16 protein-coding genes and 11 pseudogenes are annotated in these 22,956 nt (G+C 59.7%); 8 read left to right on the plus strand and 19 right to left on the minus strand.

Going from position 1 to position 22,956, the window contains the following annotated elements; genetic code table 11:
- Window positions 1-34 precede the first annotated feature (34 nt).
- Window positions 35-309, minus strand: a pseudogene (locus ABIB80_RS22295) (IS256 family transposase); the annotation flags it as partial.
- Between the two features lie 130 nt (window positions 310-439).
- On the opposite strand from ABIB80_RS22295, the gene ABIB80_RS22300 reads away from it, so the two are divergent.
- Window positions 440-1,141 carry a hypothetical protein gene (locus ABIB80_RS22300; protein WP_354128360.1) on the plus strand — a complete coding sequence of 234 codons (702 nt, stop codon included), beginning with the start codon at window positions 440-442 and terminating at the stop codon, window positions 1,139-1,141.
- Between the two features lie 784 nt (window positions 1,142-1,925).
- On the opposite strand, the gene ABIB80_RS22305 is transcribed toward ABIB80_RS22300, so the two are convergent.
- The 3 genes and pseudogenes from ABIB80_RS22305 to ABIB80_RS22315 all read right to left on the minus strand — a co-directional run bounded on the left by ABIB80_RS22305 (window position 1,926) and on the right by ABIB80_RS22315 (window position 2,841).
- Window positions 1,926-2,219, minus strand: coding sequence for a hypothetical protein (locus ABIB80_RS22305; RefSeq protein ID WP_354128361.1), 294 nt, complete (start codon window positions 2,217-2,219; stop codon window positions 1,926-1,928).
- A pseudogene (locus tag ABIB80_RS22310) lies at window positions 2,219-2,367 on the minus strand (transposase domain-containing protein); the annotation flags it as partial. The pseudogene ABIB80_RS22310 and the gene ABIB80_RS22305, both read right to left, overlap by 1 nt.
- A gap of 102 nt (window positions 2,368-2,469) precedes the next feature.
- Complete coding sequence (locus ABIB80_RS22315; RefSeq protein ID WP_354128362.1) at window positions 2,470-2,841, minus strand: hypothetical protein; 372 nt, start codon at window positions 2,839-2,841, stop codon at window positions 2,470-2,472.
- Window positions 2,842-3,141: 300 nt separating this feature from the next.
- On the opposite strand from ABIB80_RS22315, the pseudogene ABIB80_RS22320 reads away from it, so the two are divergent.
- Both ABIB80_RS22320 and ABIB80_RS22325 read left to right on the plus strand, forming a co-directional pair.
- Window positions 3,142-3,228 (plus strand): annotated as a pseudogene (locus ABIB80_RS22320) (hypothetical protein); the annotation flags it as partial.
- A 40-nt stretch (window positions 3,229-3,268) separates the two neighbouring features.
- A pseudogene (locus ABIB80_RS22325) lies at window positions 3,269-3,700 on the plus strand (IS66 family transposase); the annotation flags it as partial.
- Between the two features lie 20 nt (window positions 3,701-3,720).
- Here ABIB80_RS22325 and ABIB80_RS22330 read toward each other — a convergent pair.
- The 10 genes and pseudogenes from ABIB80_RS22330 to ABIB80_RS22370 all read right to left on the minus strand — a co-directional run.
- A pseudogene (locus ABIB80_RS22330) lies at window positions 3,721-4,005 on the minus strand (IS66 family transposase); the annotation flags it as partial.
- Between the two features lie 49 nt (window positions 4,006-4,054).
- Window positions 4,055-4,379 (minus strand): annotated as a pseudogene (locus tag ABIB80_RS39400) (tyrosine-type recombinase/integrase); the annotation flags it as partial.
- 68 nt (window positions 4,380-4,447) lie between these two features.
- Window positions 4,448-4,675, minus strand: a pseudogene (locus ABIB80_RS22335) (IS66 family transposase); the annotation flags it as partial.
- A 72-nt stretch (window positions 4,676-4,747) separates the two neighbouring features.
- Window positions 4,748-5,095 (minus strand): IS66 family insertion sequence element accessory protein TnpB, encoded by a 348-nt coding sequence (gene tnpB / locus ABIB80_RS22340; protein WP_354128363.1) that lies wholly within the window; start codon window positions 5,093-5,095, stop codon window positions 4,748-4,750.
- Window positions 5,092-5,487, minus strand: a complete 396-nt coding sequence (gene tnpA, locus ABIB80_RS39405; RefSeq protein ID WP_502918739.1) for an IS66-like element accessory protein TnpA — start codon at window positions 5,485-5,487, stop codon at window positions 5,092-5,094. The genes tnpB (ABIB80_RS22340) and tnpA (ABIB80_RS39405) overlap by 4 nt, the downstream gene beginning before the upstream one ends.
- 1,207 nt (window positions 5,488-6,694) lie before the next feature.
- On the minus strand, window positions 6,695-8,071 hold the full coding sequence (locus tag ABIB80_RS22350) for an aspartate aminotransferase family protein (RefSeq protein ID WP_354128396.1): 1,377 nt from the start codon (window positions 8,069-8,071) through the stop codon (window positions 6,695-6,697).
- Between the two features lie 41 nt (window positions 8,072-8,112).
- Complete coding sequence (locus ABIB80_RS22355; RefSeq protein WP_354128364.1) at window positions 8,113-8,472, minus strand: isocitrate lyase/phosphoenolpyruvate mutase family protein; 360 nt, start codon at window positions 8,470-8,472, stop codon at window positions 8,113-8,115.
- 321 nt (window positions 8,473-8,793) lie between these two features.
- Window positions 8,794-9,847: pseudogene (locus tag ABIB80_RS22360) on the minus strand (IS630 family transposase).
- 73 nt (window positions 9,848-9,920) lie between these two features.
- Window positions 9,921-10,127: a hypothetical protein gene (locus tag ABIB80_RS22365; protein WP_354128400.1), complete on the minus strand. Its 207-nt coding sequence runs from the start codon at window positions 10,125-10,127 to the stop codon at window positions 9,921-9,923.
- 59 nt (window positions 10,128-10,186) lie between these two features.
- Window positions 10,187-10,885, minus strand: a pseudogene (locus ABIB80_RS22370) (IS630 family transposase); the annotation flags it as partial.
- 751 nt (window positions 10,886-11,636) lie between these two features.
- On the opposite strand from ABIB80_RS22370, the gene tnpA (ABIB80_RS22375) reads away from it, so the two are divergent.
- From tnpA (ABIB80_RS22375) to tnpC, 3 genes are all read left to right on the plus strand, one after another.
- A complete protein-coding gene (tnpA, locus tag ABIB80_RS22375; RefSeq protein ID WP_354128365.1) occupies window positions 11,637-12,038 on the plus strand; it encodes an IS66-like element accessory protein TnpA in 402 nt (133 codons plus the stop codon).
- 11 nt (window positions 12,039-12,049) lie between these two features.
- Window positions 12,050-12,382 carry an IS66 family insertion sequence element accessory protein TnpB gene (gene tnpB, locus ABIB80_RS22380; protein ID WP_502918740.1) on the plus strand — a complete coding sequence of 111 codons (333 nt, stop codon included), beginning with the start codon at window positions 12,050-12,052 and terminating at the stop codon, window positions 12,380-12,382.
- A gap of 45 nt (window positions 12,383-12,427) precedes the next feature.
- Window positions 12,428-14,079, plus strand: a protein-coding gene (gene tnpC / locus ABIB80_RS22385) for an IS66 family transposase (RefSeq protein WP_354128367.1) whose coding sequence is annotated in 2 segments (ribosomal slippage) — window positions 12,428-12,806 and window positions 12,806-14,079 — 1,653 coding nt in all. Because the reading frame shifts where the segments join, the coding sequence is not laid out codon by codon here.
- Window positions 14,080-15,106: 1,027 nt separating this feature from the next.
- On the opposite strand, the gene ABIB80_RS22390 is transcribed toward tnpC, so the two are convergent.
- Window positions 15,107-15,406 carry a hypothetical protein gene (locus ABIB80_RS22390; protein WP_354128368.1) on the minus strand — a complete coding sequence of 100 codons (300 nt, stop codon included), beginning with the start codon at window positions 15,404-15,406 and terminating at the stop codon, window positions 15,107-15,109.
- A gap of 165 nt (window positions 15,407-15,571) precedes the next feature.
- On the opposite strand from ABIB80_RS22390, the gene ABIB80_RS22395 reads away from it, so the two are divergent.
- Together ABIB80_RS22395 and ABIB80_RS22400 are read left to right on the plus strand one after the other, a co-directional pair.
- The gene (locus tag ABIB80_RS22395) at window positions 15,572-15,736 is read left to right on the plus strand and encodes a hypothetical protein (protein ID WP_354128369.1); all 165 of its coding nucleotides are present in this window, start codon (window positions 15,572-15,574) and stop codon (window positions 15,734-15,736) included.
- A 220-nt stretch (window positions 15,737-15,956) separates the two neighbouring features.
- Window positions 15,957-16,403: a hypothetical protein gene (locus ABIB80_RS22400; protein ID WP_354128370.1), complete on the plus strand. Its 447-nt coding sequence runs from the start codon at window positions 15,957-15,959 to the stop codon at window positions 16,401-16,403.
- Between the two features lie 681 nt (window positions 16,404-17,084).
- Here ABIB80_RS22400 and ABIB80_RS22405 read toward each other — a convergent pair.
- The 4 genes and pseudogenes from ABIB80_RS22405 to ABIB80_RS22420 all read right to left on the minus strand — a co-directional run.
- Window positions 17,085-17,822 (minus strand): outer membrane protein, encoded by a 738-nt coding sequence (locus ABIB80_RS22405; protein ID WP_354128397.1) that lies wholly within the window; start codon window positions 17,820-17,822, stop codon window positions 17,085-17,087.
- Between the two features lie 220 nt (window positions 17,823-18,042).
- Entirely contained in the window at window positions 18,043-18,357 is a 315-nt protein-coding gene (locus ABIB80_RS22410) for a hypothetical protein (RefSeq protein ID WP_283018394.1), read from the minus strand.
- Window positions 18,358-20,401: 2,044 nt separating this feature from the next.
- A pseudogene (nodC, locus tag ABIB80_RS22415) lies at window positions 20,402-21,607 on the minus strand (chitooligosaccharide synthase NodC); the annotation flags it as partial.
- Window positions 21,604-21,938: pseudogene (locus ABIB80_RS22420) on the minus strand (chitooligosaccharide deacetylase NodB); the annotation flags it as partial. The pseudogenes ABIB80_RS22420 and nodC, both read right to left, overlap by 4 nt.
- Window positions 21,939-22,956: the final 1,018 nt, after the last annotated feature.

The following is a 22,956-nucleotide window of genomic DNA, read 5'->3' on the forward strand; positions in this document are numbered from 1 at the left end:
GCGTCAATCAGGCGGCCTTCGTCGTATGCGTAGCGTCGAGCCCGCGCCGCTTCAGATCGCGCCAGTCGTGCGCACTCCCGCGGGCGCCATCGGTGAAGCCGACCAGTTCCCTTCCGGCGTCGCACCGATCACCGATCAGCACGAGGACGCACTGTTTTCGTCCTCGAGGCGGGCTTCGCGGCTCGATCGCTCGATCGACTTCTAGCGACGCATGTACGGCGGCAGGATCGACGGAGAGAACCGGATGCAGTCAGGATCGGTGACCGCCGCCTCGCGGTCGCGCACACGCGGCTGGCGGACAGCGACCGGACTCTCAATATCGATACAATATTCCTCACTAGATCGAGTAGGTCACAATTTTTTGTTAGTGGCGTAAGGTCAATTGGTAACGAGCCGTACAGACTAAGACGCAACTCATCACGGTGGACTGGGGGCAGCAATGGCAAGCGTAGTTAATCCGTTGAATGTCTCGCGCTTCCTTCAAATATATGATGAGGCCGCTGCTCAAAAAGGCGTCAGCCTATCGGTAGGGTTCGATTTTCATAAGTATGTGTCAATCACACGTGCCACTCCAACAAAGGGGCGTACATATCCAAATTTCCGGCCGGATCGCTCGCCAATTAAACCAGGCGAGGGATATTGGATGATAGGTGTCGACAAGAACAACGATGTCGCGCTTTTACAGGCTGCTCGATTGTATGAGCTTTCGCACAGCAACTTTGCAGAACATCTTCAATCCCTTAAGGCGTTTTACGCGGACCCGACCATACATGCACATCCTGAGGACCGTTGTATTTGCACAGCACCGAGCGCGAAGCAGATGATCGGCAAAGTGGCCTATCACGGGGATCTTTGGGTTCGCAAAGACTATAGAGGACAGGGTATGCCCAAGATCATGGCAGGAATATCGCACGGCGTGTCTTTAGCCATGTGGGCCCCTGACTTCTTGTGTGGGCTTGTACCGCGCTGGTTACTGGATAAGGGCGTCGTTGCGCAATACGAAAACCGGCATCATGAACCCGGCGGATCGATATTGCAGCTGGTGGAAGAGAATATTGTCGACGACGACTGGCTTACTTGGACAACCGGCGAGGAGGTGCGGCGCCGTGTTGATCGTTTCGACAAAACCGAGCCTGCGTAAGCTTCCTACGGCGGACTTGATCTTACGCAGCCGCGCAAGTGCTCGCCGTAAGAGTCGGCTGATCGGCGACAATTGAGCAGTCTTTGCCACGGCCGCATAGTCGTCGACAGGAACTGCCTCGTCGAGGATTTCATAACAATGCGGCGCGAGCCTCTCATTCCAACTGCGTCGTCGAAGCCTTCGATGCCGATACGCGAAGGTGCAGGACCCTATACGATCCGCACCGCGGCACCGACACTCGGAAAGCAAATGGCGAGGTATTGCGGGGCTTCTCGGGCTCTCCAACTCCCGGCGCGCCGCGCACCGGCGCATGTACGAGATTCAGAAGACGACGCGCCAGCGCCAGGCCGCCGGATCCCCGGAGGGAACAACCCACCGGGCGCTGGTCGACGTTGCCGAAGAGGTGATGTGAACGCCGGGACCGCTCTCGACAACGCCGGCACTACGGACGTGCTGACTGCCCTGAAATCGACGCCGCCGCGACGAGGGGCCCGGGTGACCGAGAGACCTCCCGCCGCAGCGGGCAGATCGCCAATGCGGACAAGATCTATTCGATCTTCGAGCCGCATACAGACCCGACCAGGCGCGGCAAAGTGCGCGCACGCCTGTCGAGTTCGAGCCACAAGGTGTTTCTCGCCGAAAGTGCTGGGAATGATCACCCGTATGACATGCTGAAGGGAATCCTGCGGACGAGGTACATGTGGCGCTTGCAGAGTGAAACCGCCAAACCCTTCGGTAACCATGCGCTGTAGGCCGCAAGCGCGCTGATCTATCCGGTTAGCGGTTAGATCTCGTCGGACTCTTCGGTCTTCGGCTTCATCATCGCAGCGAGCGCTTGGCGGCGTTTTTCGATGATGCTGCGGGTGTCCTTGTGGATTGCGATCAGCTCTTTGAGGTTCTCGATCCCGTCATCGGTGAACGCCATCACCCCGTCTTCACCGACGCCGACGACCCATAGCTGGCCATCCTCGGTGTCCATTTCTTCGGCGACCTCGAACAGCCATTCCTCGTCTTCACCGAGCATCTCAGCGACATGGCTGAGAGTGAACACGTGGCTGACTTTGTTGACGTGCCCCATCAAGCCGCCTGCGCCGAAAGGCCCTGCTGTTGCGCAGTCTTCCAGTTCCAGGGCAGCAGCTCATCGAGCCTGTGGGCGGGTCGGTGGCGATGCGAGCGAGTACATCGGCGAGCCAGGCCTGAGGGTCAACTGCGTTCATCTTGGCAGATTATGCCGCCCGCCGAACTATGCCGAGTCGGGTTGTTTTCCCCAGATTTCTGGCTGACCGGCATTTGGTCGGTTCGGCATAGTTCGTTCTGTGCCTCCGCTTTCAACAGCGGAGAACAGGAAGATGGAAGTTGAAGAGTACTTGGGCAGAAGCCGGCTGTACCGGCATCTCAGAAGCGGGCCGCACGGACGGCTCGTCGAGTGCTACGCCGTTCGTCTCGTCGAAGAGAGGCTCGTTCGGCACAGCGCCTGGCGTTGCCTCAATGTGGTTGGCGGGCTCCTGAGTTGGATCGCGGGCCGTCGCTATAAGCTGGCCGATCTCGATGAGCAGTTCGTTGAGCGGTACCTCCGACATCGAGCGGGAAGCAGTCTGCCCAAACCCGGTGACCGGGCCGCGCTCAAGCGATGGCTGTCGGTGCTGCGCGCGGAAGGCGCGATCGCGCCGTTGGTGCTGCCGCCTTCCATCGTCCGCCATCTCCGGTCATCCGCAGGTTCCTGCACGAGGTGTGCTCCGGCGGCGCCGGCGACCTGTGCAAGATCAGCCAAGAGGACGTGATCCGCTACATTGAGCGCCACGCCCAGGATAGGAGCCCGGAAACAGGCAAGGCGATGTGCTGGTCGTTGCGCGCCTTTCTTCGTTACCTCCTCCATCGCGGGGCGCCCGTTGGCGAATTGCGTTCCATCGATGCGGCGATGGAAGCTCGCAACTCTGCCGACCTATCTGCCGCCCGCTCAGGTGCGGAAGGCTCTCGACGGTTGCGACCGAAAGACGGTGATGGGACGGCGCGACTACGCCATTCTGTTGTTGCTGGCCAAGCTCGGCCTGCGGGCCGACGAGGTAGCGACGCTCACGCTCGATGATATCGACTGGCGCGCCAGCGAGATACTCGTTCGCGCCGAGGGCCGACAGGAACGCGCGGCGCAAAGCGGCCGGAAAGAAGGAGATCGTCATCTCGCCCGTCGCCGTGGAGATCGTGCGCCGCATCGACGCTCTGTTCGAGATCGAGCGCTCTATCAATGGCCGAAATGCCGACCAACGAAAGGCTGTTCGCCAGGCGCAGAGCGCGCCGCTCGTCGCCGATCTGGAAGCCAATATGCGCGAGCAGTGCGCCAAGCTCTCCCGCGGTCACGATCTGGCCAAGGCCATGAACTATATGTTCAAGCGCTGGGCCTCCTTCACGCGCTTCCTCGACGATGGCCGCGTCTGCCTCTCGAACAATGACGCCGAAAGAGCGGTGCGCGGCATCGGATTGGGCAGAAAGTCGCGGTTATTCTGTGGGTTCGACCGCGGAGGGTGCCGAGTCGCCGCCATGTATAGCCTCATCGTCTCTGCCCTATGCCGCGCGCGGCATAGGGCGTAGAGGATCCCGGTGTAGTTGGCCAGATGCGCCTGCGGATGCTCACCACTTCGATCGCGCGAGTAATAAAACATCGTCGCCGGCGGATCTGAGCCGCCGAAGGGGCGATCGTCCTTCACATAGACCCAGCATCGAGCGACATCGCACTTGCCCAAGGCCAGCACGGGCACGGTGGTGTCGTCGCCATGGAGGCGTTCGGCTGCCATGACGTGGGCTTCCAAGAGCCGCGACAGCGGCTCCAATACCGTGCAGCACGCCCCTACGACGTCTGCCATGGTCGACTGCGCGCGACATCTGGATGCGCTTCCCATCCAGATTGTCGCGCTATAACCAGTCGAGCAACGTCCGGATGGCGAAGCGATGACGGAAGTCGTGCGCGCGTGGCCCGGTATGATCACCTGGGCAGCCCAATCTCTCTGGACAATCGCCAGAAGACGCGATGAACGTACTGGTGCAGAGAGCGGCCTCCCTGTTCGGCAACGAAGAAGGTCGAGCCGCAGCGTGATCCGAGCATCGCGTCGCGCCGGTGGGCGTAGTCGCGCAGCGCGGTTCTCGTCGTCGGATGCAATGGCACGAGCCTCGACTTGCCAAACTTGGTCAGCCGGACCGTCAGCACGCCGGCGTCGAGGTCGACGTCATCACGCTCCAGGCCCATCCAGCTGAACTTTTCCCGCACAGTCTCGATCACCTTCCGCTGGCGCGGCACCACTTCCAGCGTCCGCGTCACGTCTCGATCAGGCGCGAAGAACGCTCCGACCGCTGTCCGTAAATCTGATACTTTAGCTTGGCGATCTGCAGCTTCTGCTGGGCAATCAGCGCCTCGTCTTCCGACGCTTTCGCGCGGGCGACCGCGAGTTCAGCGGCGATCTCCAAACCCTTCGCGCGCTCGACAGTCAGCGCCTCCTTCAGGGCGGCAATGTCATCCGGTACAGCGTCATGATTAGCGTTCATCCGACACAGTGAATCACAGATTGGACCCGATGTGACTCCCCAAAATGCAAAAAAAGCTGCAGATTAATCTGCTCAGCCTGCGCTCTGCGGCCGCCAACTTTGTTGGGGAGTCCTCCAGTCGATGCCCTCAAGCATGTAAGCCATTTGTGCCGCTGAGATCGATATCGCGCCGGCCGACGCCGAGGGCCAGATGAACTTTCCGCGGTCCAGGCGCTTGGCGTAGAGCGACAGGCCCAACCCGTCATGCCAGAGAATCTTGACCAGATCACCGCGGCGGCCACGGAAGATGTAGAGATCGCCAGCGTGGGGATCGCGCTTCAGGCTCTCCTGAACTGTTAGAGCAAGACTTCGCATGCCACGACGCATATCGGTGTGGCCAGTGGCGATCCAAACCCTGACGCCGCTCGGAATCGGGATCATCGTCGCCGCAGGAGTTCAAGAACTTGCTGCAGCACCTCAACGTCCACGTCGCGGTCAACGCGAACGCGACAGCCGCCAAGCTCGATCTCGATGATTCCAGCCCTTGCACGCTGCGCAGGCGGTGAAGACGGTGGTTGTGGCACGCCGCCCGAGATCGGAGCCGCCACAGGTGTGATCTCGACGGGAACAAGAGCAGGCGCGACATCTCCGCCCAGTCGACCCAGGCGCGCTTGTCGACGCCACGCATACAGCAGGCTATGAGCCACCCCGTGCCGGCGGCGCGCGACGCCGCAGACCGTCTCGCCAGCCTGCAAGGTCTCTTCGACCAGGCGAACCTTCTCGTCGTAACTCCATCGCCGCCGACGCTCGGCGCCCAGCACATTGACCTGCATTCGCCACGTGAGCTTAAAGCTAGACTTAAGGTCAAATCCTCGGCCCGCCGCTCAAACTACACAAGGCGGCCGCCGCCGGTCGCCGCCGGTGGGATACACCCTTCGGCGCGATCGTTGCTTCTTCAGCGAGAAGAGCGTGGCGCACCTGCGTGCGCGACGCTGTCACGAAGGTGTGCATTCCACGGCGCGGCAGCAGAAAGACGCCGCGGCGCCCAAATTTGGAGCAATCTCTGGCGCTCAAGCAAGGCCAGCGCTTTCGCGCCGGCATCGAGGGGCGCATCTCGGTGCTGATGCGCGGCCGCGGCATGAACCTTTGCCGCGCCGCAGGGGCCGAGCGCTCGCATTGTTTGTTGGTGCCGCGGTGCTCGCCAACGATTTCATGATCATGGCGGCCTGGTGATCAAACGCTCCAGGCAGCCACACAACCACACAACCACACAACTCACATCGGCACCGTTGGAACAAAAGACCACCGCACCTCATCAGGTTGCCGGCTGCAATTGACCCTCCGTATCGTCCGACAAAGTGTTTCCGACCATTTTTCTGGATGCCGCTGGGCTATGACGAGCTGCAATTGGCGGATGCGGACGTCGTACTCCGCCCGATCCCGTGCCTCGACTCTGCGCGGGCACGGTCGAGCGCTCTATGATAGGCATTGAGGCAGCGGTCATATTCCGCGTGTCGCCCCTTGCGACTGCCCGCGCTTGTAGAAGGCCAAAGCTTATCGACACCAGGTCTCTCCATCAGACCCGCCCGCCTGATCTTCCCAGCACGCCAGGCTCTCACCTAGCGCTTGGGCCCAATCCAGTACTTCCTGCCAGTTGATGGGCGCGTTAACATCTAAAGGGTTCGCGATGTACATTGAGTGCTCCTGTGACCCACAATGGCAAGCCCGCCATCTGGCAAGCGATCGGGCAGCAGTCGGGGACGCCATGCCGAGCGCGACTTCCACTGCGAGAAGCGCAAGATCGACACGCAGTCCATCGAGTACCGACTCCGATGCCCGCTTGTTCCGCAAAGGCGCTGGAAGGTGCATCCGGATGCTCGATGCCGATCCACACAATGGCTTCCGAAGCATGCAGGGTTCGGTCGCGCAATAACGACGATTCAGAAGAGAATGGGAGCGGCTGAAATCGGCATTTCGATTGAACTCATCTTTTGACACTGTTAACGGCGCGCGCTTTGTCCAAAGGCCGCTGTCGATCTCCTACGAGTTGGCAAGCACACTATTAATGGCATCGGTCGTCTTCTGGACTATGATGTCCGCTTCTTCCTTCGTTAGGCAGAGTGGCGGAGCGAAGCCGAGGATGTCAGCCTGAGGCATGGCGCGGCCGATAACACCGCGGTTGAGCAGCGCGGCGGCGACCTGCAGGCCGACCTTCTGCGATGGCTCGAAGAAGACGTGGTCGTCCCTGTCCTTGACGAACTCCACCGCCGCCATCAGCCCGTCGCCCCGCACCTCGCCGACATGTCTGTGGCTGTCGAGTGCCCTGGCCAGCTCGGCGCGGAAATAGGCGCCGGTATGGCGAGCATTGGAGACTAGACCCATCTCGTCGATCAGTTCGAGGTTTGCAATGCCGGCCGCCGCGCAGATCGGATGCGCGGAAGAGGTCCAGCCATGACCGATGGCGCCGAGTTGGTCGGAGCCTTTCACGAGGGCTTGCCAAACCTTGTGGGAGACGATGACGCCAGACAGCGGCGCATAGCCCGAAGTCAGGCCCTTGGAGATGGTGATCAGGTCCGGCTCAAGCCCATAGTGGTCGGAACCAAACATTGTCCCAAGACGGCCGAAGCCGGTGACGACTTCGTCGGCGACGAGCAGCACGTCATATTTCTTCAGCACGCCTTGGATCTTCTGCCAGTAGCCGGCAGGCGGCGGAACGATGCCGCCGGCGCCGAGGATCGGCTCACCGATGAAGGCCGCGACTGTATCAGGCCCCTCGGCCACGATCATTTCTTCGAGCTTGTCGGCACAGGCCTGCGCGAACTGCTCCTCGCTCATCGACCGGTCGGCGCGGCGGAAATAGTAGGGCGCCTCTGTGTGCAGGATCGGCGCACGCGGCAGATCGAAGGCGTTGTGGTAAAGTTCCAGCCCTGTCAGCGAGCCGGTCATGACGCTCGAGCCGTGATAGCCGCGCCAGCGCGAGATTATCTTCTTCTTCGCCGGCCGGCCGAGCACATTGTTGTAGTACCATATAAGCTTGATGTTCGTCTCATTGGCGTCAGAGCCAGACAGGCCGAAGTAGACTCGGCTCATGCCTTTCGGAGCGCGGTCGATGATCATCTTAGATAGCGTGATCGGGGCTTCCGTGCCGTGGCCAGAGGCGTGGTAGTAGGCGAGCTCCTTCGCCTGCTCGGCGATCGCCTCGGCGATCTTCTGGCGACCGTAGCCGACATTGACACAAAAAAGACCCGCGAAGGCGTCAAGGCTGGTTCTCCCGCACGTGTCGGTGATGTAGATGCCTTCGCCGCGGCCGATCACGCGGGTTGAGATATCGCCGCGCGCATGCGCGCCGACAAGCGTCCAAGGGTGAAAGAAGTGGTCCCGGTCCCAAGCGGTAAGTTCGTTCGAACTGCCGCGCATTGCGGCTCCTTTCCTGCGCTGCGTGTCACAGGGCATCGCTGTCAACACCACGTCGACCGAGTGCGCGCGCATTTGTTGAGGTTGGCGAAGCCGCTATGGGCGTCAACGAGAACGGGTAGTTCAGTCGACTCCATCATCCGCTCGACTACATCGACGAGTTGGCTACATGAGGCTTCGCTGGCATCGTGATAGCCGAGAGAGCAGCCTGTTAATAGGCCGGATGCCCGGAGACCTTTGAAGCCAGCGCGTTTGGTCATCCCATCGGAAAGCACATCATTCGCTTCCGTGAGGAAGGGCAGGTCACTGTTGTAGCAGACATGAGCGCGCAGCATTTCTGCAGGCCACGAGACAGCGCGTCGATCAGATCCGTCAGCGAGAACAGATCGTGGCTGATGTTGCATGCTCGTTCCTTGTGACGTGTGACTTGCCTAGGGTCATGATCTTTGCCATGCATTTGTTACCTAGATCAATTGCTAACGTTGGTAGTTGACCGTGGCGCAACCTGTTGCACGTCACTATAGACGGCGCTGGAGACCATTGCCTCGACTTCGAGCCTAGGACGGACCTCAATTAGCCGTTCGGCTGCTGCCCGTGTAAACCGCCAATTGAAGCGACGGAGGCCCGGTTGTAGGCGGGCCGGCGCCGTGGGTGACATAGGCGGCCGGGCTCGGACGGAGGCAAGGCTCGTCATGCCAAGGGTTGTCACCTTCTAGTACCCGGAATCAGAGCTGGGTGATACGGCGGCCTTTGAATCGGCTTTGACGGACCTTTTTCTTGGTCCAGACGAAGGGCTGAGCTTTGTAATTGTAGGCTTTGATATAGCCATCGATGTGCTGCTCGAGTTGTTTGAGGCTTGTGAAGGACGCGCCGCTGAGCGACTGCCCCTGCAAGATCGAGAACCAAACCTCGACCTGATTGAGCCAGGACGCGCTTGTCGGCGTGAAATGAAATTTCACATTGGGCTGGGCCTTGAGCCAGTGGTCGTTCTTCTTATGGGTGTTGAGATTGTCGAGGATGACGTGAAGCTGGCGGTCCGGAAAAGCCGAGGTGACGCTGTCCATGAAGTCGAGGAACTCGACACGCCGCCGCTGTCTTGAATGCGTCGCGATGATCTTTCCGGTGGCAACCTCGAGTGCCGCAAACAGCGTTGTCGTGCCATGCCGCTTGTAGTCGTGGCTCTGACCGGTCAGGGCGCGGCCATTGGGCAACTTCAGATAACCCTGCGCCCGCTCCAAGGCCTCGATCGAAGGCTTTTCGTCCACGCATAGCACAATGGCCTCGCGGGCGGGGCGACGTAGAGGCCGACAACATCGGTGGCTTTGGCCGTGAAGTGCGGGTCATTGCTCTCGCACCAGGATTTGCGAACCACGAGGTCGATCTTGTGGTTGCGCAGGAACCGCCAGACATATTGGACGTCAACATCGCCCAGCGCCTCGGCCAGCAGTGGTCCCGTCCAACGCGCAAATCCTTCCGGTTGCGGTTTGTCCAACAGCCGCAGAATCCGCTTGTCGTATAGATCGGCTGCTTGCCAGGCCGCGGCTTGTCTTGCAGCCCTTCAAGGCCATGGTCGGCATAGCGATGCCGCCACAGGCTGACAATCCGCGGCTGGACCCCAACCTCCTTGGCAACCAACCGGGTGCTGCGCCCGGCTGCAGCCAACAGAACGATCCGAGCCCGCTTCAAATCGCGCTGCAATGTCACCGGCGAGCGGAAACATGCCTCAAGCAGCTTGCGATCCTTCTTCGAAAGCTCGACTTCTCTTGCTTCGGGTATCATCCCGATGTTGAATCACGACTCACGCTTTATGAAAAGTGGGTACTAGGTCAGCGTTTTCTTGGTTCGAATCATATCAGGCGGCCTCGGCGAGCTTATAAGACCATGTGTGGATGACGGGGGGGCGATTGACATCGTCGATACCGGCCATGATGCGCTCCTTGAGCTCATATTTTGAGGCGACCCGGATGTGGCGCAGGACCGAACGAGCGAACTTCGAGAAGAAGCCCTCGATGAGGTTGAGCCGCGAGCCGTGCTTGGGCGTGAAGGTGAACTCGAGCACCCGCTTGATCGGGTAGCGAGCCAGGCTCTGGTTTCTCTCGAGATGTGCGCGGAATGATTGTCGAGGATCAACTTGATCGTGGTGCTCCTCGGATAAACGGCGTCAAGAAGTCTGAGGAGTTTGATGAACTCGCGGCTGCGTTGGCGGTCTCTGACAAGAGCGTGGACCTTCCCGGTGAGCAGATCAATCCCGGCCAACAGGCTGAGCGTGCCGTGCCGTTTGTACTCGTGGTCGCGCGCAAAGCCCGGCTTTTCGTCGCACGACACGATCGCCACCGGCTTTCCCCGTCTCTTCGACTTGGCAGGGGCTTTTTTCAGAACTGCGACTTCACGATAGACGCACAGGACCTCGGCCATCTTCCGTTCGAACTCAGCATCGCGATTTTCAAGATAGTAGCGCACCTTGTGCGGCTTGATTTCCTCCTTGCCCAGGATCTTGCACACCGTTCCCTCGACCAAATTGGCCAAGCATGCATGCCCTGCCGCCGGCCCGTGTTCGCGCGCATGGCGCGCCAACAGCCGCGTCGTCCACAACTCATGTGGATAGCCGTGGTCCTTCGCCTTCGCCAACGACACCAACCAGGCTTTGGCCTCAGGCGTGATGGTTGGTTCCTTGCCGGGTCGCGGGCGATCGTCGAGGGCGGCCATCGGGCCATCGGCCAGCGCTCGCTCGACACAGCGCTGCACCGTCTGATGATGGACACCAAGTCTTTGGCCCACTGCGCAAAACGAAGGATTCTCGCGATACGCCAGCAGCATCTGCGCCCGCGACACCGGCTCGCCAATTCAGTTCTCGACCGCGAAAGAGCCGCCAATGTTGCTATCTCTTTCGTCGGTCATCGTCAACTCGACCGCTCGCCGCCATCCAGCCATGATACAGCTCCTCGTTTCGCCGACCGCAAACGAGGAATTTGCCAAGTGCCCGTCCGTTCCGCCCATTCTGCCTGCCCCAGCATCGCAGGTTTCATGGAATCGATCGTCTAGGAGCCCGGCGGTTCCGAGTTCAAGGATCGGCGGCTTTACTGTATAGCGCGACAATCTGGATGGGTACTTCCATCCTGATTGCGGCACCGCAGTCGCGTTCGCACGGCTACTCAAGGCGTTGCCGTAGCCTGGTTATCGAAGCGTCTAATCGCGACTGGCCTCGCGAAGAACTCCGGCTCGTGATCACCGCGTGAGCGCAACGCCCATGCGGCCAAGCTACGACTGTTTCATAAGTGAACGATGCGATAGTGCTAAATAGCTTCACAAGGCTCCATGCTGATCGAGGGGATTGAAGTCAACCCGGCCAGTCGAGCCCGCCATTTCGTTCGATCGCAGTCCGTTACGCCCTTCGGATCCTCTCGTTTTAGAGCGAATCGTGGGGCAGGAGCGCAGCATCCTGGCCTGCCACTCGATTGGAACCTGATGATCTATGGTAACGACTTTTATGGTATTCCTGCGTTGAGGGCCGCCTTGTTTGACGGACGCGAACGCTGCAGGTCCTAGGGGTAATCCTAGGAGAAGCGCTATGACGATTTCGAGGGCGGAGGTGATCACATCGGTCGAGCGGCGGCGCCGGTGGTCGCAGGATGAGAAGGAACGGCTTGTTGCAGCATCGCTCGAGCCCGGAGCCTGCGTTTCCGAGGTGGCTCGCATGGCTGGCCTTCATGTAAGCCAGCTGTTCAGGTGGCGCAAAGAGCTTTGCAAGCACGCTGAAGCGAGTATAGCGCCGTTCGTGCCGGTCGAGATTGGGTCGTCTGTGCCGCCGCGGGCGATGGCCGAAGCGCCATTGACGACGACGGCGGCGCGTCGACCGAAGAGCCCTGGCATCATCGAGATCGACCTTGGTAGCGGGCACCGCATCCGGGTCGATGGCGACGTTGATGGAGATGCGCTGCGTCGCGTTCTTGAGGCTCTGGTGCGCCGATGATCCCCGTTCCGATGGGTGCGCGGGTGTGGCTTGCGACAGGCTACACGGACATGCGGCGAGGCTTTCCGACGCTGGCACTCCAGGTGCAGGAGGTGCTGCGCAAGGACCCGCTCAGCGGTCATCTGTTTGTCTTCCGCGGTCGCCGAAGCGATCTTGTGAAGGTGATCTGGCACGATGGCCAGGGAGCATGCCTGTTCACCAAAAGACTGGAGAGAGGGCGGTTCATCTGGCCTTCGGTTGCGGGTGATGCAGTGACGATCTCTCCGGCGCAGATGAGCTATCTGTTGTCCGGAATCGATTGGCGCAACCCACAAGAAACCCAGCGTCCGACGCGGGTCGGATAGCCGTTTTGGGTTTGAATCTGCTGCTTGATCTGATTCAATGGCTTCATGATATCGAAGCCGAACGACCTTCCATCGGATCTTGTCAGTGCCCTGGCAGCGCTGAGGGCCGAGCGTGAGGCCCGGCTGCGAGCCGAGGCGATGGCTGCCAGCGCGCAAGCGGAGCTATCGGATAACGCGGCGCTGATCGCGCATCTCGAGTTGCGGATCGAGAAGCTCAAACGCGAATTGTACGGGCAGCGCTCCGAGCGCACGGCGCGGCTGATCGAGCAGTTGGAATTGGAGCTCGAAGAACTCGCCACCACGGCGAGCGAGGATGAGCTTGCCGCGCGGGCCGCCGCGGCGAAAACCCAGAGCGTGCGCGCCTTCACGCGCAAGCGGCCGGTGCGCAAGCCCTGGCCGGACGACATCGAACGCGAGCGAGTCGCATTGAGGCGCCAACGACCTGCGCCTGTTGCGGTGGGGCGCGCCTGGCGAAGATCGGCGAGGATGTGACTAGGACGCTGGAGGAGATCCCGCGCCGCTTCAAGGTCATCGAGACCGTGCGCGAGAAGTTCACCTGCCGCGATTGCGAGAAGATCAGCCAGCCGCCGGCGCCGTTCCATGCCACGCCGCGCGGCTTCATCGGCCCACAATTGCTGGCGACGATTCTGTTCGACAAGTTCGGCATGCACATCCCGCTCAATCGCCAGAGTGCGCGCTTTAAGGCCGAGGGGATCGACCTGCCATTGTCGACGCTGGCCGACCAGGTCGGCCACGGGACCTTCGCCGTCATGCCGCTCTTCCACTTGATCGAACGCCATGTGCTTGCTGCCGAGCGCCTGCATGGCGACGACACCACCATCCGCATCCTGGCGAAGGGCAAGTGCAAGACCGGTCGGATCTGGACATATGTGCGGGATGACCGGCCCTTCGCCGGGCCAGCGCCACCGGCGGCGGTCTATTACGCCTCGAGCGACCGTCGAGGCGAGCATCCCCAGAAGCATCTGGCCGCCTTCGCCGGTATCCTGCAAGCTGATTGCTACAACGGCTTCGAGCCGTTGTTCGATCCGCAGAAGAAGGTGGTGCCGATTACGCCGGCGTTTTGCTTCGCCCATGCGCGGCGGGGCTTCTTCGAGCTGGCTGATATCGAGAAAAATGCTCGGGAAGGCAAGAAGGGCAAACCGGTCTCCCCGATCGCGTTGGAGGCGGTCAGACGCCTCGACGCTTTGTTCGAGATCGAGCGCGCCATCAACGGCCGCGGCGCCGACGAGCGGCGCGCCGTGCGCCAGGAAAAGAGCAAGCCGCTTCTCGACGACATGCATTCCTGGTTGCTCCGCGAGCGCGAAACCCTCTCGCGCTCTGCCGAGGTTCTGAAGCCCATGAATTACATGCTCAGGCGCTGGGACGGCTTCGCCGGCTTCCTCGACGATGGCAGGATCTGCTTGACCAATAATTGCGCTGAGCGCGCCCTGAGAGGCATCGCATTGGGAAGGCGCAATTGGACCTTCGCCGGCAGCCTGCGCGGTGCCGACCGCGCCGCCATCATGCTGACAATGATCACCACCTGTCGTCTTAACGATGTCGATCCCAAGGCCTGGCTCGCCGATATCGTCGCCCGTATCGCCGATCTTCCCGTATCGCGTCTGCACGAACTGCTGCCCTGGGAATGGAAGCTCCTCCGCCAAGGCGACACTCCCGCCGATCAACAGGCTGCCTGATCTTCACGCAACGCCTTTCATAGAGCTCGTCGCGCTCGCGCGCATGCGTCGATCAGGCGGCCTTCGTCGTACGCGTACCTTTTATGGGGGCCCATCCTAAACGAGTATGAAGCCTGGGGGGCCAGCCGGATCCTCATTGAGCCCAGCCATAGTCTTCGATCGCGTGCCTTGCGGTTTCATCCAATTGCAGATCGGGAGCCGCGTCCGGGGGAACATCAAGCCGAGCAGGCTGAATGCATATTTCGGGGCGGCATTATTCGGCCAGGCGGACCAGGGTGTCATTCGCTAGTTGCAGACAGTGCGCGCATGGGCAACTCGGTCGAATCGGCGATGATGTTAAAATACGCGTAGGCGGCGCCCTTTCGATTCGATGGCCTGGTTTGCGAAGGTCGAACCTGCGCCCGCAACGACCCCGGGCGCGCTCCGCGCCCTCGACAGACGCTCGCACGATGGTGTAAGGATCGACACTTCGCTCGCAGTCTCGCAACCACCAAGCCCGCGAGGCGGGCTGCGATCTGGCGTTCGCAAAGCTTTCGAAGGCTTCCCGGTCTGTGCCACCTGCTCCATCGAATGGATTTGGTCTGCGAGATTACGCCGCTTGCCCATCTGACTGAAGCTTTGCGGTGAGGCCGATTGCACAAGCCCGCAGTGGCACCGACAGCTGCTTCAATACGAACGAACATCTGCTGCAGCTTCTGTTATCTTGTTGAAGAGAGCGCGCTCTCGCATGTCCGGGTCAAGATCGTGATGGCCAGATTAGTGCTAGGAACGGAGAAGCCTAGGCAAGCGTTGTCACCAAGTCTCGGCCTGGGGGCGTGACCGGCGTGCCGCCTTTTGGGTAAGGCACATCACGGGCGTGGCGCCTCGACGGAACGTCGTCTCAGCGAGGGACAGTTCCCTGGCCGACCTGGACGCGTGAGTTCAATCATATATTGACGATCTGCTCGTCCACCGCGCTGCAAAGCTCAGTCATTTGCCCCTCTACTCAATCGTCGACATATCAGACCACGCTCCTCGTGCCGGCGAGCTATGTATTGTTGGGAATATCGAGTTCGATTTCGCGCGACACTTCAAAGACAGTTTCTGCATGATGGCCATTCTGGGATAACGCGTATTTTAATGCTTGGGCTCGGTTCAGAAACAGGCCGCCAAAAAAGCCGTTTCGTTCGCGGGCAACCCAGTTTCCACGTCCATTCGTCCCAACGAAGACGACAGTCGACGCTGCGCGATTGCACGAAGGAGCTTCGATAAGCTTCACGTTCATAATCGTTCCATGACTTTGATACTCTTGACCTGGCATCCCCGCGCTGTTCACCAAATTCTGCATTGCATGAGCGTGCCGATCGTCCGGGACGCGACTTTCCCCCAATCGTCAGACCATCTTCGATCAGCTCCTTGAGGCGGGAGCGTTCGGCTGAAAGAAGCACCTGGAAAGGCGCGGCTGAAGTGATGTGGCTGTAAAACCGCCCGCTTGTGTGCGCTCAACAGCCACATGGCCCGCTTTCTTGTTGAAAGTGGCAGCGATCCCGTGGGTCGGCTGGCTGAAGTGCGGGGCAATGGGGCCATTGATATTCGCGGCCTGGGCAGTAAGCGCAAAACTCGCCAGCGCATTCATGAGATCCAATCTGGCAAGCGTCAACTCCTGACACAAACCTGACCGCTTTGCCACTGGCTGCTTCTCATCGCAAGCGTGCTAGTCGCGGAATCTAGGAATGCTTCTGGGAAGCGTGGATTGCTTATCGGACGTGCGATGGACAGCCCCATTTCGATGCGATTCGTGAATATTGCGGATTCTCGTTACGTACAGGCCTCTGCAGAGCTCTCGCGATCTCCAGTCGTCTCGAACCATCGTTTCCCGGCTCGCGGCCACCTACAAATTGCTGTTCTTTAATCGCGAACCGGTCGTCGATCTCGATGGTGAAGAATACAGTAAAAGGGAAGGGAATGCCCCTACCTATTCTGGAGGGAAGCGGAGATCTCTCTCGCTTGATACCGTCATCGGCGCCTGGGTTAACTCGGTGAGAATTGTCATATCGGTCTTGTCGGCGTTCATTATCTGGAATCCTGCGTATGGCGCCAAGAATCGCTTAATTTCTGCGCCGTTTGGCGCCTGCTTTGGAAGCTTGCAGAAAAACAAACTGCTGTCCCGATTTGAAGAGATCGTCCAAACGAGATTGCTAATGAAGGCCCGTGTTCCCAAAGAAATCAAGATGCACGACGATTTCGTAGGCCTTACGCCGCGAGTGGTCCGCGAAAGTTGCGGCCGGCCGGAGCGTTCTAATCGAGATCAATGCCGCCGCCGGCATTGGCGCAACGGACGATAATGATGCACGGCTGGTGCAACGATCCCGGACCCTACTCGCCAGGTATTTGCATCGAGCGAGATGATCGTAAATGTCAAGGAACCCCGGCCTAGCGGAGAGTTTCACACGGATTCCGCCAGTCAGCCGCGCGCGCTGGAAATGATGGCTGACCATTCACGGTATCGCTGATTGCGTGCGGATAAGTGATCTTCAGCGCCGGCGTGATCAGTCGCGCATAGCGCGAGTCGTCGAGCCCGTCCATCTGCATGCTCAAGCATTGGCGCGTGTTGCAATTGGTTGAGACATGCTCGCCTGAATATTCCTCTGGTCCGTCAATCTGGCTGCCCAATCGAGCCGCTAAGCCCGTTCCCCTGTTCTGCGGAAGCGCTCTCTAGTGCCTGTGAACGTGAGTTCGACGGTGCGCCCAGAGCAGAAGGCACGTTCAGCGCTACGGGCCCAGCTCGAACAGAAGCTTCACAGAATATGGGCCTCATCTGCCCCGGTTGTGACATGTTCCCGTATGTGAGCTTCTGGCGCTCGGATTGCGCCGACATATTAGCACAGGAGAACGGTTTGCTTGATACAGCAGGCCCAGTCTCCCGGAATGCATAAGACCGTGTATGGCTCCTGTACAGCAGACCAACGGGCCAAAAGACCCCGGCCCACGGGCCGGGGCTTTCGATCCGCCGTTTGAACGACAGATCAATATTTGAGAGGAATCGGACCGCCGAACTTATAGTTGAGCCGTGCCGTTATAACATCGAACTCCTGGCGGATGCGATCGGTCCCACCAGCGGATGCGGCGAAGTTCACCGTGCCGGGCAGCATGAATACGTGATCGTACTCGAGGCCAACCGACCAGTTCGGTGCGAAGCCGTACTCGATTCCGGCTCCCAACGCGCCGCCCCAAAGAACGTGCTCGCTGTTTCCAAGCTGCGCGCCCGTGAGGGGCGAGCTGATGTGATAGGTGTTGCTCGTCACTGCGGCGCCGCCTTTGGCATAAAGCAGTACGTTGTCGAGGGTATAGCCGATCTGCCCCGTTACCAGGCCGAACGAATCAATCTTGGTCAGGTTGACATCCGAAAACGCGACGCTGACATTCGAGCCGGTCAAATCAGCCCAGTTCCCCTGGCCTTCAACGCCAAGCACGATCTGGCCCATCTGCCATCGATAGCCGATCTGGCCACCAACGGTCATGCCGGTCGCATCATGACAGCCCTCGGGCGTGCCGCCATTGAAATCCCAGCAATTCGAGCTTGAGCCCAATCCACCGTTCATACCGAGATAGTAGCCGCTCCAGTCGTAGATTGCAGCGGCGATAGGCTGCGGAGCTATGGTGTAGAGAGGCTGGACGGGCTGCGCAGCCAGATCCGCGCCAAATGCGGGCGCCACCGCGTCAAGCGCCACAATGCTCACAGTCGCGAGCAACAAGTTCTTCATTTCTACTCTCATGTCTTGAGTGCCCCCGAGCCTCATGCGTCTTAACAACGTCTGCGCGAATTGCTGTAACTGCATCGCAACATTCGCGCCGAAAGGAATGTTCGAACCGAACGCTGCGTCAGGTTGCGGCATTGCAGATCATCTCTAACCGCGTCGCAATGCTCGGTCGCCTGCGAACATGGGTAGCTTAGGTGTGTTGACGAAAAGCGGGCTGCTGATCTCAGCGGATCAGGCGCACTGCAAGCCAGATGATACCGAGCCACACCGCAACCGAGAACAGCAAAGCGCTTTGTAACGTCCTTGCTCTTATATTGTGGCGCCATCGAAGGAGCTGCGATGAGCAACCGGTGAAGCGCCGGCCGCGTACAACAGCTATCACTTCATCATAATCTGCGAACCGGAAGTGCGAGCGATGCTTGCGAATATACGCCAGCCGCTCAGCTGGTGAGAGGCACCCTGCCCATACCTCCCATGCCTCATCTTCAAAATACCTGCGATCCTCAAGGAGTTCGGCGAGACGCTCGTCAGGCTTCATGATGCATCCGTTGTACCGACTGTCGCGGATCGAGTTCTACGAAGGAAGCCTCACCTTCAAAACCTCTCAGTTTAGGTAGGCCGGTTGAGCGACTCGAACTCGGTCAGGAAGCATTGGTCACGGTCAACGCACCGTTGATTATGACGCGAGATGAAATTCGAACTCGTGCGAAGGCTCTGGATCTCTCTTTTCGCCCAGGCAGATCGCGACGGCATCGAGACGCTGCCCAAATCGTGCTTGCCGTTGCATTCAGTTCAAGCGCTAGCTCGCGTGCCAGACATATCTTCTCCGCGGTTCGCGCCGGCGCTGATCGGAATTCGGTCCGGCATTAGCTTCGCACATGCTAAGATCACACAGATGTACGTTGTCTGGCCGAGGGCCGGTTGCGAATCCACCGCCGCCGACCCGATGATCCGCGAAGGGCCGACTCGCAGTCTTCACCGCCCAGTGTCTCGGGTCAAATCGGCGATCAGTCATACGTTACACCGTGCTGTTAGGACTGATTCCGCGCGAACATTCGCTGGAGTCCACTCTGCCTTGCGAATCTGTGCTCGACGAGTTGCCGCCGGTTGGCGTGCGCCCTAGCGTGGCCCATCGACAATTTCCTTGTTTGAGCGAGGCCGAATACAGCGTTAGGAACTACGGCGTGCGGGAACGTGGAGCGGCGGCGGAGCAGAAGTGCCCGAATGAAAGAGAGCACCATAGAGCCGGGCGCGCTCACGTCGTTTGCGAGAAGGCCAGCTGCGCACGGCGTAGCCTAATCCAAAGCCGCCGAAGAAGATTATAGTGAGAAAAAGGAGTGCTGTTGTCATCTCGATGTCTGAACCCGAAGGATTGCTTTGATGTGTTACGTCACACTCCCGCCATCAGTGGTTGACTAGTTGGTCGGCGCGAGGCGGCGGTTGCCTCGTTCCTACAACGTGACGCTACGTCCGATTCAAGTCCCTTCGGCTACTCCCAGCCAAAATGTATTCGAACGTGAGGTGGCCTGCAGCAGCAGTGTGCGCGAGCCAGGCATAGTCTGCAGATGCGCGGAAGAGCCCACGCCGTGATCGTTGTAGGAAACGACATTCGTGATGTGCTGATACCTGTGGTTTGATCAAAGTGGTTCGCTTGTCTCGGCAGCATCGTCCCACCCGGCCTGGGGGAACGGAGAAGACGTTCGGCGGCAGCTGAAACGTGGACGAGGCTATCCAGCTCGCTGCGCAGTCGGCGTGCTGTTAGGACGCGTGGACTATTTGCGTGGGGGCGGCCGGTAGGCGGTCGCATTGCAGTGCAAGGCGTACCGCATTCATCCTCTGAGACCCGAGGGCCTGAACTACGGGGTTCTTGCCTTGAGGATGCCGAAGAAGTGGTCCTGCCACCTGTCCCGCGACCTGCCTGCTGACGAGACGAATCTGTTAGGAAAAGGGCTGCCTGTAGACACATCGCTCGGCGATCTCGAAAGGACCGCCGGTTATCAAAAACTGGGGTGATGTCTTATTACCCGCTCAAGTGATTTAACCGCGCCTTATGCAGAATTCCGCCAGGTGCTAGGCGAAACCTCGATTTGATTAGAAGAGGAAGAGTTGAACGTGTGATCAATCAAATCGCCAAGAACGCAGGCGCCATGATTTGGGTCGGACTTGACTTCACGTGTCGTTCCACTAGCTAGAACAAGTTTGGCGATTTGTGTACGATTGGCGATAGTACGACGATCTGGCGGTAAAGCTGCGACTGCCTCGTCCAAAAGTTTAGCTAGGATGCGGAGGTCTTCTGGATAGAAGAGGTCACCGTGTTTTTCCGCTGGGACTGTTCGCCTGCTGGCGCTCGCCTCGCCTATTGCGCCGAGTTCCAGTTTTGCCGCGACCAGTTCGCTTGTGAGTTCGTCGAGCAGCCTGACCGCGCCGAGCGCGAATATGTCCTGGCAGATCAGTTGAGCCACGACCTCCAATTGGAAAGCGATCCGGTGCTCAAGGTGCTGAATGCGCGACGTGCAAACAATTTCCTTCGGTTTATCGGTTCTGGGGGCCGTGTACAAAAAGTTGCCAGGCCTTCCATTTTCGTCGGGCGAATCTGGCAGTCTGCGCGAGAGCCAGTCGCTATTGCTCAAGGTGCAGAGCGCATAGGCTTTCATTGGGAGCAGGAGGAAGATGTTGATCGGGGTGTGCAGCGCGAATCCGAGAAATCGAAGCTCGCCGGCGCGAAGCGCCGCGACGCTGCATCGAACCATGGTCATCACGACGATGGTCAGACCGGTCCACCAGGGCACGCTGTCCGTGAGCGCGAGCTGAGCGATCGCGGCAATTGATGAGATGGCGAGCAGCAGCGGCCCGAGGTTCTGTCCGAGCACATCGAGCGTGAGGTACCGATCGAGGCCGGGCAGCAGGTGCAAGCCGAGCAGCGTGTCGCGGTAAGTGCTCCGCGCCCAGCGGAGCTGTTGCCGCAAATATGGCAAGAGCTTGTCCGGGACCACCGTGGCGGCGATGGCGTCCGGAACGTACTCGGTTCGAAATCCTGCCTTGAGCATGAGGATCGTCAGATGGCGGTCCTCACCGAAGTCGCTCGGCTTTCCTCGGAAAAACTGCGTCTCGTACTGGTCGAGCAACAACATGAGCGCGGAACGGCGGTACATGGCACACGGCCCGCAGCAGCACATGACCGCACCAAAACGCGTCTGCGCCGCACGCTCCTCGTTGCAAGCCAACCAGTACTCCATGTCGATCAATCCGGTCAGCCAGCTGTCGTTGCGGTTGCTGGCCGTCAATTGACCCATGGCCGCGCCGACGGCTGGATCCTGCATCTTGCGTACGAGCTTGCTGACAACATCGCTGGCGATTTCCGTGTCGGAATCGACGTTAAGCACGAGATCGCCGAATGAGCGGCGTACCGCGGCAATCTGCGCCTTGCGCTTTCCGACATTGCTTGGCAGCAGAATGACACTGACCCTCGGGTCATATGCGTAGCTCGCGTGCACGGGTGCCACTGCACCGACATTTGCAGAGCCGTCATCGACCACATAGACCTGCAATCGCCCTGGGTAGTCCTGGCATGCAATAGACTTCAGGCAGGCCGCCAGCGTGCGCGGGTCCTCGTTGAAGCAGGGCACGATGACATCCACGCTGGGCAGAGCACCGTTGTTGACCGGGTCGTACGGCGGCAGCGAGGCGTCGGTTCGCAGCGCATAAAGCGCCTGCGCGCTCTTATGGACGCTGGAGAGCAACGCGTAAGAGGCAACAGCAACGGTGCTGATGGTGGCAAGCAAGGTCATGGGCATTGATCTATTCGGTGAGGTTGAGGAAGCGACCGGATTGCAAATCCACGGTCATGCAGTGCTGGAACGAGCTGGGCGAGCGCCATCACAGTCTGGTCGCGCCGACCAGCATGAGGGCGGCGTCCCAACTCGTCGGGTGGGCATCCGTCGTCAGGAGCACGATTGCCCCCGGTTGGAGCGAGGCCAGCACTGCGGCAACAATCGCCTCGACGCCAGGACGAGACCAGTCTTGCGGGTCGACTGACCAGTGCAGGGCTGCCAGTTTGGCCTTCGCCGACGCGGCGAGGGCCTCCTTGGTCCAAATCCCATACGGCGCACGCATGTGCCGTGGCGACGAGCCCGCATCAAAGACACTCCAGTTCATTGTTGACTCGCAAAGCACTCACGATCGACGCGACGCCGGACCGGAGCGCGTCAAGCGCATCCATCCGGGATCAGGCTGCAAGAGCGCTGCACCCAACGGCGCTAGATCGCCCTCGTCGCTATCGGCTTGCGCTGCGCCGCTTCTGCTAAGTCTGGCCAGAGATCCGAAGGCGAGCTGCCCATGCTGTCTCATGACTGATGTTGGGGCCGGATTAATCCATGCAAGAAGCTCGCGCGTGCCACGATAGTGAGACCAAGACTTGCCTCTATGGACGCAAGGGGTGATCATGTGCTGGCGCTTGCCCGTCATCCGCACATTGCGTTGAAAATCGCGAATACGTCGTCACGCGCCTGATCCTGAACGTCCTTGCTATAGCCGGCGGCTAGCTATGTGGATACGGAGAATATTGGTAAAATCTATTGTTTTGATGGGAGGTATCCATGCTGCGGATGGGCCAAGAGGGATTCATTAACCTCGGGTGGGTGTGCCGGTCCTCTTGATCCCAGGCGCATAAGGAATGACTCAACACGCCACCTCCGGTTCGGTGAACCTCATCGCCAAGCATCACAGCCATAGCGCGAAAACGCGAACCATGATGCTTGAGTTGAATCAACTCGAGCACTGCTTCCCACGAACAGAGTCGAGCCCTCGTCACTGTCCCATGGCGACGAGTGACCGGCCCTTTTTGATGATTAAGCTACAGAGCTGAGGGGACTCGCATATCGGCTCGACGCAGAGGACGTTAAAGATGGCCAGAGAGAGCCTGCTCCCGGATGCTTGAGCCAAACTCGAGCCCGCAGCATTTCGGCAGGTTCCAGCCAAGCGTGCCGGCCCCAGCAGACATTAGATTTATCAATTAGCGAGGTCGCTATCGCTCGATTCCACCAGCTTCAAAGCGCCTCAAGAGCTCAATCGAAGCGCCTCGGCTAACATCAACAGTGCACCGCCAAGTGTTGCGGCGGGCATGGGTGGAACGGGGCAT

Source organism: Bradyrhizobium sp. i1.15.2, from assembly GCF_040548425.1.
Lineage (GTDB): Bacteria > Pseudomonadota > Alphaproteobacteria > Rhizobiales > Xanthobacteraceae > Bradyrhizobium > Bradyrhizobium canariense.

What these genes read in the sequence shown, in the direction of transcription:
- tnpB (WP_354128363.1), bottom strand. Translation starts at nt 5,095, where the DNA reads ATGATCCCGATTCCGAGCGGCGTCAGGGTTTGGATCGCCACTGGCCAC.
- ABIB80_RS22315 (WP_354128362.1), bottom strand. Translation starts at nt 2,841, where the DNA reads ATGGCGGACGATGGAAGGCGGCAGCACCAACGGCGCGATCGCGCCTTC.
- tnpB (WP_502918740.1), top strand. Translation starts at nt 12,050, where the DNA reads ATGGGTGCGCGGGTGTGGCTTGCGACAGGCTACACGGACATGCGGCGA.
- ABIB80_RS22405 (WP_354128397.1), bottom strand. Translation starts at nt 17,822, where the DNA reads ATGAAGAACTTGTTGCTCGCGACTGTGAGCATTGTGGCGCTTGACGCG.
- tnpA (WP_502918739.1), bottom strand. Translation starts at nt 5,487, where the DNA reads ATGCAGGTCAATGTGCTGGGCGCCGAGCGTCGGCGGCGATGGAGTTAC.
- tnpA (WP_354128365.1), top strand. Translation starts at nt 11,637, where the DNA reads ATGACGATTTCGAGGGCGGAGGTGATCACATCGGTCGAGCGGCGGCGC.
- ABIB80_RS22355 (WP_354128364.1), bottom strand. Translation starts at nt 8,472, where the DNA reads ATGCAACATCAGCCACGATCTGTTCTCGCTGACGGATCTGATCGACGC.
- ABIB80_RS22305 (WP_354128361.1), bottom strand. Translation starts at nt 2,219, where the DNA reads ATGGGGCACGTCAACAAAGTCAGCCACGTGTTCACTCTCAGCCATGTC.
- ABIB80_RS22395 (WP_354128369.1), top strand. Translation starts at nt 15,572, where the DNA reads ATGGCCCGCTTTCTTGTTGAAAGTGGCAGCGATCCCGTGGGTCGGCTG.
- ABIB80_RS22390 (WP_354128368.1), bottom strand. Translation starts at nt 15,406, where the DNA reads ATGCAGAATTTGGTGAACAGCGCGGGGATGCCAGGTCAAGAGTATCAA.
- ABIB80_RS22350 (WP_354128396.1), bottom strand. Translation starts at nt 8,071, where the DNA reads ATGCGCGGCAGTTCGAACGAACTTACCGCTTGGGACCGGGACCACTTC.
- ABIB80_RS22410 (WP_283018394.1), bottom strand. Translation starts at nt 18,357, where the DNA reads ATGAAGCCTGACGAGCGTCTCGCCGAACTCCTTGAGGATCGCAGGTAT.
- ABIB80_RS22300 (WP_354128360.1), top strand. Translation starts at nt 440, where the DNA reads ATGGCAAGCGTAGTTAATCCGTTGAATGTCTCGCGCTTCCTTCAAATA.